Raw genomic sequence first — 13,679 nt, 5'->3', positions numbered from 1 at the left:
TTTCAGTGGCTGGGATCGGCGCGCCAGCCCAGATCGCTGGAAAGCTGGCGGGCGGCAGCCTGCAGTGGCGCGTCTATGGCTCCACCATAGTCCGGGTCGAAAGTCGCCAGCGAGCCCAGGGTCATCAGACCCAGCACGATATGGCCGGATGCGTCGAAGACCGGCACGCAAAAGGCCACGATGCCCGGCAGCACGGTGTCGACCACGCGGGCCGTGCCGCGCGTACGGACCTCGGCCAGCATGTCCGCCACGGCCTCTTCGGTCTGGGGCAGGTCCTGACGTCTGGCCTTGCGTGCACGCTCGATCTCGGGCTCCAGCAATGCTGCCGTAGCCTCGCGCGGCAGCCAGGCGCCGAAGCAGCGACCCGTGGCCGAGGCCAGCATGGGCATGACGTCGCCCAGGCGCAGGTTGGCGGTGACGGATTGCGCCGATTCCTCCCAATGCACGATGGTCGGGCCATGGTTGCCCCAGACGGCAATGGCCAGCGTGTGGTTGAGAGTCTCGAGCAGCGCCGGAATGCGCTCCCGCGCCAGACGCACCGGGTCGAGGCGGGCCAGCGAGGCCAGGCCGATCTTGAGCGCCGCAGGTCCCAGGTCGTAGCGCGAATTGCGCTCGTCCTGCGCCACCAGGCCGATGCGCTGAAAGCTCACCAGATAGCGGTGCGCCTTGGCGGCACTCATGCCGGCGGCGGCGGCGACATCCTTGAGCATCAGCGGGCCGCTGGCCTGCGCCAGCGCTTCGATGAGGGAGAAACCCACTTCGACCGACTGAATCCCTGCGCGTTCCTTTTCCATTGCAATAGAATCGTGTTTTGTTTAGTTAAATCAATTTAACCAATCGTAATTTTGGCTAGCGTTGTCAGGCATTGTGCCAGCACCGCTGCCGTGAGCAGAGGGACAGAGAATGAAACTGGCAACCTACAAGGATGGCTCGCGCGACGGGCAACTGGTCGTGGTCTCGCGTGACCTGAGCCAGGCCTGCTATGCCACCGGCATTGCCAATCGCATGCAGCAGGTGCTGGACGACTGGAGCTATATGGCTCCCCAGTTGCAGGATCTGTCGCATGAACTCAATCACGGCAAGGCCCGCCACGCGTTTCCCTTCGATCCCCAGCGCTGCATGGCACCGCTGCCGCGAGCTTATCAGTGGGCCGATGGCTCGGCCTATATCAACCATGTGGAGTTGGTGCGCAAGGCGCGCAATGCCGAGGTGCCGGCCAACTTCTACACCGACCCGCTGATGTACCAGGGCGGCAGCGATGATTTCATCGGCCCCTGCGACGATGTGATCGTGCCCAGCACGGCCATGGGCATAGACTTCGAGGCAGAGATTGCCGTCGTCACCGGCGATGTGCCCATGGGCACGGATGCCAAGGATGCGCTGGATGGCGTCCGTCTGGTCATGCTGGCCAATGACGTGAGCCTGCGCAATCTGATTCCCGGCGAACTGGCCAAGGGCTTCGGCTTCTTTCAGAGCAAGCCCGCCACGGCCTTCAGCCCTGTGGCCGTGACACTGGACGAGCTGGGCGATGCCTGGAAGGGCGGCCGTCTGCATCTGACGCTGCAGAGCACCTGGAACGGCCGCAAGGTCGGCATGTGCGATGCGGGCGAGGAGATGACTTTTCACTTCGGCCAGCTGATCGCCCATATCGCCAAGACCCGCAATGTACGCGCCGGCTCCATCGTGGGCAGCGGCACGGTGAGCAACAAGGGCGTGGAGACCGGCAGCGGCAAGAACAAGCGCATGGAATGGCCCAAGGGCTATAGCTGCATCGCCGAAAAGCGCTGCATAGAGACCATTCAGGACGGCGCGCCCAAGACCGAGTTCATGCAGTTCGGCGACACCATCCGCATCGAGATGAAGGGCAAGGACGGCCAGAGCATTTTCGGCGCCATCGACCAGAACATTGCGCCGCCCGGCGGCAGCAAGGATGACTTGCCCGAAGTTCAGCCTCTGGATAGCTCTGAAGACTAAGCCTCCGTTGCAGTCGCCATGCCCATGCCAAGTCTGAATCTCTCGCGCTGGATTTTGCCTCTGAAGGCCGTGCCGACCATGGCGCTCGCTTTGTTGACGGGCCTGTCCATGGCGGCAGAGCCAGCCGCCGAATCTGCTGCCAGTTGCCCGCCACCGTTCAGCCCGCCAACGCCGGCCGAAGTGCAGGCCATGGCCCCCCAGATGCAGGACAGAGGCTTGCTCTGGCGCGTGCAGGACGGCGAGCGCACCAGCTGGCTTTACGGCACTTTGCATGTGGGCAAGCGGGAGTGGATCTTGCCCGGCCGCACCATCTTGCGTGCCATGGTTGCGACGGATTTGCTGGCGCTGGAGCTGGATGTGCTGAATCCGCAGGTCATGCAGCAGTTGATCGACGGCTTCCAGGCCCGTGTCGACGCCCCTGCGCTGCCCGCAGATCTGGACGCCCGGCTGGCGCAGCAGCGCAAGCGAACCTGTGCCGAACATCTGAGCACGCAACGTCCGGATGCCCAGTTGCTGGGCTTGGTCAGCCAACTGGGCCGCAAGCAGGGGCTGGTGGCCGAGTTTGGCGCCGACCTGTTGCTGGCGGGCATGGCCCATGCATTGCACAAGCCCGTGCTGGGGCTGGAATCGGTGCAGACCCAGCTCGAGGAGCTGCTTTCCGACGACCCCTTGGAGGTGCAGGAAAGCGTGCGCGACGGGCTGGACCAGCTCGAAGATCCCAAGTCCCCGCAAATCCTGCTGCAGCTGGCGAATATCTGGGCCAGCGGCAACGAAAAACAGCTGGAGAACTATGCCGACTGGTGCGACTGCATCAAGACCGAGCGTGACCGGCTCAAGTACGCGCGCCTCATGGATGGACGCAATCCGGGCATGGCAGATGGCATTGTTCGTCAGCTCCAGCAGGGCAAGACCGTGTTTGCTGCCGTGGGTTCGCTGCATATGGTCGGGCCCAAGGGCCTGCCTGAGCTGCTGCGTCAGAAAGGCTACCGGGTCGAGCGCGTGAGCTTCAAACTGCCACCCATACAGAAATCGGAGTCAGAACCGATTCAAACCGAATAGAGACAAGCACAGGCAGCTATCACTTAATAGGAAAAGGCAGCCTGGCGGGGTCTAAAAAACATTCCACAACCCCCTACATCACCCTCAAGGAGACAAACGATGGATCGTCGTCAATTCCTGGCTGCCGTGGCAGCCAGCTCGGCTGCTGCCGCATCCCCCTTCGCCATGGCGCAGGACTGGCCCGCCAACCCTGTGCGCTGGGTCGTTCCCTACCCACCCGGAGGCGGTACCGATGTGCTGGCCCGCACCGTGGCCGAGTCCATGCGCAAGACGCTGAACCAGACCATCGTGGTGGACAACCGTCCCGGCGCCTCGACCAATATCGGCGGCCAGCTCGTTGCCGCGGCCAAGCCCGATGGCTACACCATCATGTCGGCCGACAACGCCATCCTGGCGTTCAACGAGCACCTGTTCAGCAAGCTGCCCTTCAGCCCCGACAAGGATTTCACCTATGTGGGCGGCATCAGCCGCTTCCCCATGGCGCTGGTGGTCAACCCCGCGTTCGAAGCCAAGGATTTCAAGGAATTCCTGGCCTATGCCAAGGCCAACCCCGGCAAGCTCAACTACGCCTCGCCCGGCAATGGCTCGCCCCACCATCTGGCCATGGAGCTGTTCAAGAACCGCACCGGCACCAGTCTGACCCATATCCCCTACAAGGGTGCCGCGCCCGCCCTGGCCGATGTGATGGGTGGCCAGGTGCCCTGCATGTTCCTGGATCTGGCATCGGGCCTGCCCGTGATCCAGTCCGGCAAGGTGCGGGCCCTGGCCATAGGCACGGCCAAGCGCGTGCCCAATCTGCCCAATGTGCCCACGCTGGCCGAACTGGGTCTCAAGGATTCCGAGGTCTATGCCTTCCAGGGCATTCTGGGTCCCAAGGGCTTGCCGCCAGCCATCGTGCAGCGCCTCAATGCAGACCTGCAAAAAGCCCTCAAGGATCCCGACGTGGTCAAGCGCATGGCCGACTTCGGCATGGAAGCCCTGCCCGGCACGCCCGAGCAGTTCCACCAGCTGGCGCGCACCGAAGCCAAGCGCTGGGGTGAGGTCATCAAGGCGGCCGGCGTGAAGCTGGACTGATCGTCCTTTCCCTGAGCTTCGCGAGGTCCTGGGCATGGCTTGAGCCGTTGCCGCAAACCTCGTCGGCTCGCATCGTAGCGGCCCTGCCACCTTGAGTTGCAGGGCCGTTTTCAGTAGGGAAGTATGCCGGGCAGCAGTGGGCGGTTCAGGCGCTCGCGCCACCATTGCTGGGCCCGGCCACGGGCATCGCTGCGCCAGGCCAGCCAGAAGGTTTCGGGTGGGCGCGGTTCTTCCACCGCCAGTTCCACCAGTACCCCGGTCTCCAGCTCCACACGCACGCATGCGCGCGGCACAAAGCCGTGGCCCAGCCCGGCGGCCTGGCAGGCTATCTTGGCCTGCATATCGGGCACGGTGATGCGCCGCTGGCCGGTGAGCAGGCCCACGGTGCGGTCGGCCAGCGAACGGGCGCCGTCGCCCACCACCACGGCGGTGTGCTCCAGCAGGTCGGCGCGCGCCAGCGGACGGCCAAGACGCGTCAGCGGGTGGCTGGCAGTCACGCAGAACACGAAATCGAGCTGGCCCACGGCCACGGCCTTGTGGCCGCCGCCGGCTGGACCCTCGCCCGCTGCCACGATCAGGTCGGTGCGGCCTTCGCGCAAGGCTTCCCAGGTGCCAGTCAGGGTCTCGCTGCCGATGCGCAGCCGCGTGCCGCTATTCAGTGCCTCGAATGCCTGGATATCGGCGCCGAAGGCGCTCGTGGGGATCAGCGAGTCGTGCACCAGGCGGATCTCGGTCTCGAAGCCCGTGGCGATCTGGCGCAGCCGCGATTCGAGCTGGCGCGCGGCCGCGAGCAGCCAGCGCCCCTCCTTGAGCAGTTCCTCGCCCGCGGGCGTGAGGCTGACGCGCGGGCCGTTGCGCACAAACAGGTTCAGGCCCAGCTGTTCCTCGAGCTTGGACACGGCATAGGAGATGGTCGAAGGCACTTTGTGCAGGCGTTCGGCCGCACTGGCAAAGGAGCCGTGGCGCGCAATGGTGTCCACCAGTTCTATGGCTTCCAGAGAGAGTTTGAGCATGCTTTAAGTGCGTAAAAAACAATCATCGAAATTATCGATGATTAAGAGGATTTTCTTTCAGCATAGGCGTCGATCAGGCCGCCGATACTTCATCCATCGCAACACGGAATGCAGAGAAGAAAGGCATGAAGGCCTGCTGCAGCAAGTGTGAACGCCATCGATTGTTTAGGAGATAGAAATGCTTGAAGTTCGCCCATCCAACCACCGCGGCCGTGCCAATCATGGCTGGCTGCAATCGCGCCACACCTTCTCCTTCGGCCATTACCGCGATGCCAACCAGCAAGGCTTTTCGGATCTGCTGGTCATCAACGACGACCATGTCTCCCCCGGTCAGGGCTTTGGCACCCACGGCCACCGCGACATGGAAATCTTCTCCTACGTGCTCGACGGCGCGCTGGAACACAGGGACTCCATGGGCACGGGCTCGGTGATCCGTCCCGGCGACGTGCAGATGATGAGTGCCGGCACCGGCGTGGAGCACAGCGAGTTCAACCACTCGGCCCAGGATCCGGTGCACTTTCTGCAGATCTGGATCGTGCCCGACGAGCGCGGCGCCGCTCCACGCTATCAGCAGGTCCATGTGGAGGATGCCGACAAGCGCGGCCGCCTGCGCCTGATCATCGCCCCCGAAGGCCGGGACGGCACGCTGGCCGTGCGCCAGGACGCCCGGGTCTATGCCGGCCTGTTCGATGGCGCTGAATCCGCCGAACTCGATGTGGGCACCGATCGCCATGTCTATGTGCATGTGGCCCGCGGCAGCCTCAGCGTGAACGGTGAGCGCCTGTCCGAAGGCGACGGAGCCCGCATCCGTAACGCCGGGGCTCTGCGCTTCGATCAGGGCGAGCAGGCCGAGGTGCTGGTCTTTGACCTGCGTCCCCGTGAATTGCCTAGCTTGTAAGTGCCGGTTTCCATTCGGCTTTCCTGTTTTTCCCGCAGCCTCGCTCTCACCTTTTACCCAGGAGTTTCACCATGACCAACGCCAATGCCTCCATCGCCCGTCCCGTCGCTGTCGCCAAGCCCGGTGCCAAGCTGCTCAACCCCCATGACCACACGCTGATCATGATCGACTTCCAGTCGCAGATGGCTTTTGCCACGCACTCCATCGATCCCGTGCAACTGCGCTCCAACGCGGCCCTGGTTGCTTCGGCCGCCGCCGGCTTCGGTGCCTCGACCATCCTGACCACCGTGGCAGAAAAAAGCTTCTCCGGCCCCATGTTCGAGGAAGTGACCGCGCCTTTCCCCGGCCAGACCCTGCTGGACCGCACCTCGATGAATACCTGGGAAGACGAGGCTGTGATCCGGAAGGTCAACGAGATCGGCAAGCCCCGCATCGTGCTGGCCGGCCTGTGGACCAGCGTGTGCATCGTCGGACCGGCTCTGTCGGCACTGGACCAGGGTTTTGAGGTCTTCGTGATCGCAGATGCCTGCGGCGACATCTCCACCGAAGCCCATAACCGTGCCATGGAGCGCATGGTGCAGGCTGGAGCCCAGCCCATCACGTCCTTGCAATACCTGTTGGAAATGCAGCGTGACTGGGCCCGTACCGAGACCTATGACATGACCACGGGCATCGCCAAGAAGCTGGGTGGCGGCTACGGCATAGGCATCACTTACGCCAAGACCATGTTCGGCGCCCACGAAGGCTAAAAAGAGCACATCATCTTTCTGCAGCGCAGACCGATCTCGCGCCCGCGGTTCTCGCCGTACGCATGTACGGATGCGGTCCTCAATGCGACCTCGGTCTGCTCGCCAAGAAATCTGGCGCACTCTTCGCGCCGCTGAACCACCGGAGACCTCCATGACCCTGCCCTCCGCCCCCGATCTGATCTTGTTCAACGGCCGTTTCACCACGCTGGATCGCAGCAAGCCCGCGGCCATGGCCGTGGCCGTGAGCCGGGGGCGCTTCAGCGCCGTCGGCAGTGACCGCGAGGTCCTGCCTCTGGCCGGCCCGCAGACCAAACGCATCGATCTGGGCGGGCGCAGTGCGCTGCCGGGTCTGATAGACAACCACCTGCATCTGATCCGCGGCGGCCTGAACTTCAATATGGAGCTGCGCTGGGACGGCGTGAAGAGCCTGGCCGATGCCATGGCCATGCTCAAGGCTCAGGTGGACGTGACCCCTGCGCCCCAGTGGGTGCGCGTTGTGGGCGGCTTCAGCGAGCACCAGTTCGTGGAAAAGCGTCTGCCCACGCTGGCCGAGCTGAATACCGTGGCACCCGACACCCCGGTCTTCATCCTGCACCTGTATGACCGTGCCCTGCTCAACGCCGCTGCCCTGCGCGCCGTGGGCTACACCAAGGACACGCCCGAGCCGCCCGGTGGCCAGATCCTGCGCGACAGCGCCGGCAACCCCACGGGCCTGCTGCTGGCCAAGCCCAACGCCTCCATCCTCTACGCCACGCTGGCCAAGGGCCCCAAGCTGCCGCGCGACTACCAGCTCAACTCCACACGCCACTTCATGCGCGAACTCAACCGCCTGGGCGTGACCGGTGCCATCGACGCGGGCGGCGGCATGCAGAACTACCCCGACGACTACGACGTGATCCAGGAGCTGGCCGATGCCGACCAGCTCACCATCCGCCTGGCCTACAACCTGTTCACGCAAAAGCCCAAGGAAGAGAAGGACGACTTTCTGCGCTGGACCGCCACCTCGCAGTACAAGCAGGGCACGGACTACTTCCGCCACAACGGCGCAGGCGAGATGCTGGTGTTCTCGGCTGCCGACTTCGAGGACTTCCGCCAGCCCCAGCCCGAGCTGGCGCCCGGCATGGAAGGCGAGCTCGAAGAGGTGGTACGCATCCTGGCCCAGAACCGCTGGCCCTGGCGCATGCACGCCACCTACGACGAGACCATTGACTGCGCGCTCGATGTTTTCGAGAAGGTGAACCAGGACACGCCCCTGGCCGGCCTGAACTGGTTCTTCGACCATGCCGAAACCATCTCCGAAAAGTCCATCGACCGCATCGCGGCCCTGGGCGGTGGTGTGGCCGTGCAGCACCGCATGGCCTACCAGGGCGAATACTTCGTCGAGCGCTATGGCGCGGCCGCTGCCGAGGCCACGCCCCCCGTCAAGCGCATGCTGGAAAAGGGCGTCAACGTGTCAGCCGGCACCGACGCCACCCGTGTTGCCAGCTACAACCCCTGGGTCTCGCTGTCCTGGCTCGTCACGGGCAAGACCGTGGGCGGCCTGCAGCTCACGCCCCAGCGCAACTGCCTGAGCCGCGACCAGGCCTTGCGCATGTGGACCGAAAACGTGACCTGGTTCAGCAACGAACAGGGCAAGAAGGGCCGCATCCAGGTGGGCCAGCTGGCCGATGTGATCGTGCCCGACCGCGACTTCTTCGCCTGCCCCGAGTCCGATATTGCCGACACCTCGGCACTGCTCACCGTGGTGGGCGGCAAGGTGGTCTACGGCGCTGGCACCTTTGCCGACTTCGATGAATCGGCCCCGCCGCTGGCCATGCCCGATTGGTCGCCCGTGCGCACCTTCAAGGGCTATGGCGCCTGGGGTGTGCAGGAAGGCGCGCCGCTGCAGTCCGTGATGCGCCATGCCGCCGCCAGTTGCGCCTGTGCCAGCAACTGCAATCTGCACGGCCACGCCCATGCCACGGCCTGGAGCAGCAAGCTGCCCGTGGCCGATCTCAAGGGTTTCTGGGGCGCCCTGGGCTGCGCCTGCTGGGCGGTCTGAGCATGGACGCGCTGCGTTCCGCTGCCACCGCGCCCTGGCTGCAGTCGCTGGCCCTGCTGTGCCTGTGTGCGGCCTATCTGCAGGGGGGATGGCGCCGGGCCCGGGATTTCCGTGGGGTTGTGGCCGAGGTGAAGGCCTTGGGCCTGACCCCGGCTGCTCCCATTGCGGCCACCGCTCTGGTGCTGCAGCTAGCGGTCTCGGCCTTGCTGGCCGACCGCTTCCGGGCAGCGCCGCAGGCCGAGCGCCAGCGTGCTGTCAACGCATTTTTTGAACACTGGGGCCTGGTCGGCGGCATGCTGCTCGTCGCCTGGCACGATTTAGGAGACTCCCATGCCGGATAACACCAAAGCCGCCTCGGGCAGCTTCGCGCCCCTGGCCATTCCCGTCTTTGCAGTGCTGTGGGCCGCCACGGTGCTGGGCAATATCGGCAGCTTCATGCGCGATGTGGCCAGCGCCTGGATGGTGACCGAGCTCTCGTCCAGCCCCACGGCCGTGGCCCTGATCCAGACGGCGGCCACGCTGCCAGTTTTTCTGCTGGCCATCCCGGCCGGCGTGCTGTCCGACATCCTGGACCGCCGTCGTTTCCTCATCGGCGTGCAGGTGTTGCTGGGCGCCGTGAGCGGCACGCTGCTGGTGCTGGCCCAGACCAACACCCTCACGGTGGAATACCTGGTGGCCCTGACCTTTGTGGGCGGCATTGGCGCCGCCCTCATGGGTCCGACCTGGCAGTCCATCGTGCCCGAGCTGGTGCCGCGCAGCGAACTCAAGAGCGCCGTGGCCCTGAACTCCCTGGGCATCAACATCGCCCGTGCCATCGGCCCGGCCGCCGGCGGCCTGCTGCTGGCCAGCTTCGGCGCCGCGGCGGCCTACGGCCTTGATGTGCTGAGCTATGTGTTCGTGATCGCCGCCCTCATCTGGTGGAAGCGTCCCAAGGCCGAGGCCTCGGCGCTCAACGAGCAGTTCTTCGGCGCCTTCCGGGCCGGTGTGCGCTATGCCCGTGCCAGCCGCGAGCTGCATGTGGTGTTGCTGCGCGCCGCTGTGTTCTTCCTGTTCGCCAGCTCGGTCTGGGCCCTGCTGCCCCTGGTGGCGCGGCGCATGCTGGGCGGCACGGCCGGCTTTTATGGCGTGATGCTGGGCGCTGTGGGCGCCGGAGCCATCCTGGGCGCCGTGCTGCTGCCCAAGCTGCGCAAGCGTCTCGATACCGACGGTCTGGTGTTGCTGGCTTCTGTGGTTACGGCCTTGGTCATGGGCATGCTGACCCTTGCGCCGCCCCAGTGGGCTGCCGTGGCGCTGATGCTGGTGCTGGGCCTGGGCTGGATTGTTGCGCTGACCACGCTCAACGGCGTGGCCCAGGCGGTGCTGCCCAACTGGGTGCGCGGCCGGGGTCTTGCCATCTACCTGATGGTATTCAACGGTGCCATGGCCCTGGGCAGCCTGGGCTGGGGCCTGATTGCCGGCCAGTTGGGCCTGCCGGTCACGCTGCTGATCGGGGCCCTGGGTCTGGTGCTGGTGTCCCTGGTCTTTCACCGCGTCAAGCTGCCAGCAGGCGAGGCGGATCTGCAACCGTCCAACCACTGGCCCGAGCCCCTGCTGGCAGAACCCGTGGCTCACGATCGTGGCCCGGTCATGATTCAGATCGAATACCGCATTGCCCACGAAGATCTGACCGCCTTTTTCCAGGCCATGCAGCAAGTGGCCCAGGAGCGCCGTCGCGATGGGGCTTATGCCTGGGGCGTGGCCGAGCACACCGGCGAGCCAGGTCGGGTGATCGAGTGGTTTCTGGTCGAGTCCTGGGCCGAGCACTTGCGCCAGCATGGTCGCGTGTCCAAGGCCGACGCCGATCTGCAGGCCGCCGCTTTGCGTTACCACCAGGGGCCGGACAAGCCCGTGGTTCACCATTTTCTGGCCCTGGATGCGCGCAGCGCCCAGCAGGGATCTGGCTCCACCGCTCACTAAGCAGCGCATGAATCGGCATTCATCGCTGACGGTACAGGCGATGAATGCCACCCGATTTATTTTTCCAGGGGCTGGAGCGTCACTTACTTGACGGGCTTGGCGGCACGCACTGCCACGACCTCGATTTCCACATACCAGGCCGGGTTGGCCAGGGCTGCAATCTGGAAGGCCGAGCGTGCGGGCAGGTTGGGCTGGGCAGCCGTGCCAAAGAACTGGGTGTAGCCACGCATGAAGCCGGCAAAGTCCATCTTGTTGCCCTTGGCGGGATCGGCCACCAGGAAGACCTGCATCTTCACCACATCGCTCATGCCGAGATTCATGCTCTTGAGCTGCTCTTCCAGGCTCTTGAGGATGGCCACGGTCTGGCCCTCGGTATCTCCGCCGTAGGCCGTAGGATCAGTGGCGGGCTTGGATTTGTCCACCACGGGCGGCACCTTGCCCGAGAGGTAGACGGTGCGGGCATCGGTGGGGATTTCCACGGCTGCGGCGATGGGGAAGGTCGAGCCCGGTGTCTTGTAACGCAGGACATCGCCACCGCCGGAGGAGGTGGTGGCGGCGCAGCCGGTGAGCAGGACTGCAGCGCCCAGCAGGGCGGCTGTGGTAGCGGTCTTGAAGATGGATGGAACGTTCATGTGATCTCCTGAATGGGTTTATGGGGTGACGCGAAAGGGTTTGACGTCGGCGGCAGACAGCTTGTCCGGGTACTGATTGCCGAAGCTGCTGCGCACATAGTTCACGACGTCGGCAATCTGCTCGTCGGACAGCTTGCTGGCAAAGGACGGCATGCCGTGCAGGCCGTTCATGACGACCGAGGCCGGGTAGGCAGCGGCTGCCAGCTTGGGGTTGGAGGCCAGCGCTGGGTAGAAGCCGGCGCCCTTGGCGCCTTCGCCCTTGACCATGTGGCATCCCTGGCAGATGGCCTGGTACAGGGTCTCTCCGCCGCTCTGGCTGAAGCGTGGGCGGACTGCCGAGAAATTCTGCATCAGCGCCTGGGTGTCGGCGGGCGAGATGGAAAGAACGGCGGCAGACTGCAGTGTTTGCAGGTTTTTCACATCCTGGGTTTTCATGCCCTGTGATTGGGCCAGGACGGCGCCGGAGAGACCCAGGGCCAGGGCGAAAGCGGAGCAAAGACGGTGCAATGTGTGCATGGTGAAGTTCCTTGTTGCAGACATGGGCGATCAGAGGCTGGAGGCCTTGGCGTGCAGGCGCTGGATGGCGTCCAGCGAAGACAGCACGGCACCTTCCTGCCAGGCGGGGATGTACGAGACATGCTCGCCCGCGAGCACCAGGCGGCCGTCGATCTGGGCCAGATCCTTGTAGTGCTGCTCGCGCAGCGCATCTGTCCAGTTGCCGAAGCAGCCATTGATCCAGGGCATGCGATGCCAGGCTACTGACACACCGTTGAGGAACTCCTGCTTGTACTGCGGATGGATCTGCGCGCCGTACTCCAGCGCCAGACGAATGCGCTCGGCCGGCTTGAGCGAGGAGAAGCGGTAGCTGTTGGAGTTCTCGAAGGCATAGGCGCCCAGCAGCACGGCGGGGCCGTTGCCCATATAGCCGGTGGAGGGGTAGGAGATCTGCTGAATCGGCAGATCGGTGTAGCTGATACCGCCGTAGATGCGCTCGTCCTCTTCCCAGAAGCGGCGCTTGAACTCCAGACCGACCTTCATGGAGCTGCCGTAGGGTACGGCAGCAATCGCGTTCTGCATGGCGCTGCCGGCCTGCACTTCGATCTGGCTCAGGATGGACAGCGGAATCGTGCACACGCACCAGTCGGCGCGGGCCTGCAGCGTGGCGCCGGGCTTGAGGGCGTCCACATAGTCCACGGTCACGCCCTTGTCGTTCTGGGCGATCCTGGTGACCTTGGCGTTGTAGCGTATGGCCGAGCCCAGATCGCGCGCCATGGCCTGGGCCAGCATGTCCATGCCGCCTTCGGGCTGGAAGATGGCGCTGTGGAATTCGTAGATATTGCCCACGCCCATCTGGCGCCACAAATTGGATTCGAGCAGCTCGTGCAGGCCCATGGGCGTCGACGGTTTGGCCTGCGCCATCAGGCCGCCGCCGGGGTCGATGTCGTAGCCACGGAAATCGCTGACCGCATTGCTGGCGCGGTAGCGGTATTCCTTGTCCAGCACGCCCCAGGCCTTGAGGCTCTCCAGCAGGCGTTCCTTGTCTTCCCGGCTGACGCTCTGGTCCAGCGCGCCCTGATTGGTAGCCTTGGACAGCAGCTCGGCCACATGGCCGTAGACATCGGTCTGCACATGGCGAAAGCGCTGGGGCTTGCCGGCCAGGGCCTTGCTGTTGTGCAGATAGGCGTTGTAGTTGACCTGGTTGAAGGCTTCGAGCTTGATGCCGAAGCGCTTGTAGTAGTCCAGCATCGCATGGTGGTGGTAGGGCACGCGCCAGGGGCCGGGGTTGAAGTAGTTGCCCTTGGCAAAGCCCACTTTCTGACGTGTACCGTCGAGTTCGCTGAACTCATCGCCGCCGCGCAGCGTCCAGCAGCGACCGCCGGCGCGACTCTGGTATTCAAGCAACTGCACCTTGTAGCCGGCTGCGCGCAACTCGTGGGCTGCCACCATGCCTGCCAGGCCCGCGCCCAGCACCAGAACCGACGCGCCAGGTCTGGCGTTGCCGAGCTTGACCGGACCACTGTAATGCGACTCGGCGGCGTAGCCCAGTGAACTCATGGCTTGGTACATGGCACTGCCGCCCGCGACCTTTCCGATCATCGAGAGCAGTTGTCTGCGACTGACATGCTTGCTTGGCTCTGGCATCTGAAATTCCTTTGCTGTTGTGTATTCCGCTGTCCATCCGGGGTTGCGGGGCAAGGGTTTTCAGCAAGAGCTGTGCCAGGTCAGAGGGCTCAAGGCATTAATTCAATGAAATCAGTCACTTGTTATGAAATTCAGATCAAT

Annotated in this window: 13 protein-coding genes; 8 read left to right on the top strand and 5 right to left on the bottom strand. The window is 64.5% G+C overall.

The window, feature by feature from the left end; genetic code table 11:
• Nucleotides 1–2: 2 nt before the first annotated feature.
• Nucleotides 3–794 (bottom strand): IclR family transcriptional regulator, encoded by a 792-nt coding sequence (locus ACWGXF_RS11700; RefSeq protein ID WP_256628847.1) that lies wholly within the window; start codon nt 792–794, stop codon nt 3–5.
• 109 nt (nt 795–903) lie between these two features.
• Between ACWGXF_RS11700 and ACWGXF_RS11695 the strand changes: the two genes are divergently transcribed.
• The 3 genes from ACWGXF_RS11695 (at nt 904) to ACWGXF_RS11685 (ending at nt 4,107) form a co-directional block, all read left to right on the top strand.
• Nucleotides 904–1,974, top strand: a complete 1,071-nt coding sequence (locus ACWGXF_RS11695; RefSeq protein ID WP_054073770.1) for a fumarylacetoacetate hydrolase family protein — start codon at nt 904–906, stop codon at nt 1,972–1,974.
• 18 nt (nt 1,975–1,992) lie between these two features.
• On the top strand, nt 1,993–3,033 hold the full coding sequence (locus ACWGXF_RS11690; RefSeq protein WP_256628845.1) for a TraB/GumN family protein: 1,041 nt from the start codon (nt 1,993–1,995) through the stop codon (nt 3,031–3,033).
• 99 nt (nt 3,034–3,132) lie between these two features.
• Complete coding sequence (locus ACWGXF_RS11685) at nt 3,133–4,107, top strand: Bug family tripartite tricarboxylate transporter substrate binding protein (RefSeq protein WP_003068579.1); 975 nt, start codon at nt 3,133–3,135, stop codon at nt 4,105–4,107.
• A gap of 110 nt (nt 4,108–4,217) precedes the next feature.
• Here the strand turns inward: ACWGXF_RS11685 and ACWGXF_RS11680 are convergent, their stop codons facing one another.
• Nucleotides 4,218–5,120 carry a LysR family transcriptional regulator gene (locus tag ACWGXF_RS11680; protein WP_039050129.1) on the bottom strand — a complete coding sequence of 301 codons (903 nt, stop codon included), beginning with the start codon at nt 5,118–5,120 and terminating at the stop codon, nt 4,218–4,220.
• A 178-nt stretch (nt 5,121–5,298) separates the two neighbouring features.
• Here ACWGXF_RS11680 and ACWGXF_RS11675 point away from each other — a divergent pair, with 178 nt between their 5' ends.
• From ACWGXF_RS11675 to ACWGXF_RS11655, 5 genes are all read left to right on the top strand, one after another.
• A complete protein-coding gene (locus ACWGXF_RS11675) occupies nt 5,299–6,018 on the top strand; it encodes a pirin family protein (protein WP_039050128.1) in 720 nt (239 codons plus the stop codon).
• A 71-nt stretch (nt 6,019–6,089) separates the two neighbouring features.
• Nucleotides 6,090–6,767, top strand: coding sequence for an isochorismatase family protein (locus tag ACWGXF_RS11670; RefSeq protein WP_003068587.1), 678 nt, complete (start codon nt 6,090–6,092; stop codon nt 6,765–6,767).
• A 151-nt stretch (nt 6,768–6,918) separates the two neighbouring features.
• The gene (locus ACWGXF_RS11665) at nt 6,919–8,808 is read left to right on the top strand and encodes an amidohydrolase (RefSeq protein WP_256628840.1); all 1,890 of its coding nucleotides are present in this window, start codon (nt 6,919–6,921) and stop codon (nt 8,806–8,808) included.
• Nucleotides 8,809–8,810: 2 nt separating this feature from the next.
• Nucleotides 8,811–9,149: a DoxX family protein gene (locus ACWGXF_RS11660; protein ID WP_256628838.1), complete on the top strand. Its 339-nt coding sequence runs from the start codon at nt 8,811–8,813 to the stop codon at nt 9,147–9,149.
• Nucleotides 9,139–10,764 (top strand): MFS transporter, encoded by a 1,626-nt coding sequence (locus ACWGXF_RS11655; protein ID WP_256628837.1) that lies wholly within the window; start codon nt 9,139–9,141, stop codon nt 10,762–10,764. Before ACWGXF_RS11660 ends, ACWGXF_RS11655 begins: the two co-directional genes overlap by 11 nt.
• 83 nt (nt 10,765–10,847) lie before the next feature.
• On the opposite strand, the gene ACWGXF_RS11650 is transcribed toward ACWGXF_RS11655, so the two are convergent.
• Genes ACWGXF_RS11650 through ACWGXF_RS11640 form a run of 3 tightly spaced genes read right to left on the bottom strand, consistent with a single transcriptional unit; the run spans nt 10,848 to nt 13,538 of the window.
• Nucleotides 10,848–11,396 (bottom strand): RidA family protein, encoded by a 549-nt coding sequence (locus tag ACWGXF_RS11650; RefSeq protein WP_256628835.1) that lies wholly within the window; start codon nt 11,394–11,396, stop codon nt 10,848–10,850.
• An 18-nt stretch (nt 11,397–11,414) separates the two neighbouring features.
• Complete coding sequence (locus ACWGXF_RS11645) at nt 11,415–11,912, bottom strand: c-type cytochrome (protein ID WP_202787757.1); 498 nt, start codon at nt 11,910–11,912, stop codon at nt 11,415–11,417.
• A 30-nt stretch (nt 11,913–11,942) separates the two neighbouring features.
• Complete coding sequence (locus ACWGXF_RS11640; protein ID WP_256628833.1) at nt 11,943–13,538, bottom strand: flavin monoamine oxidase family protein; 1,596 nt, start codon at nt 13,536–13,538, stop codon at nt 11,943–11,945.
• Between the last annotated feature and the right edge of the window lie 141 nt (nt 13,539–13,679).

The sequence above is a fragment of the Comamonas sp. HJ-2 genome (assembly GCF_053615495.1).
Note: the sequence above shows the minus strand (reverse complement) of the source record. Positions and strands in the feature narration are given on the sequence as shown.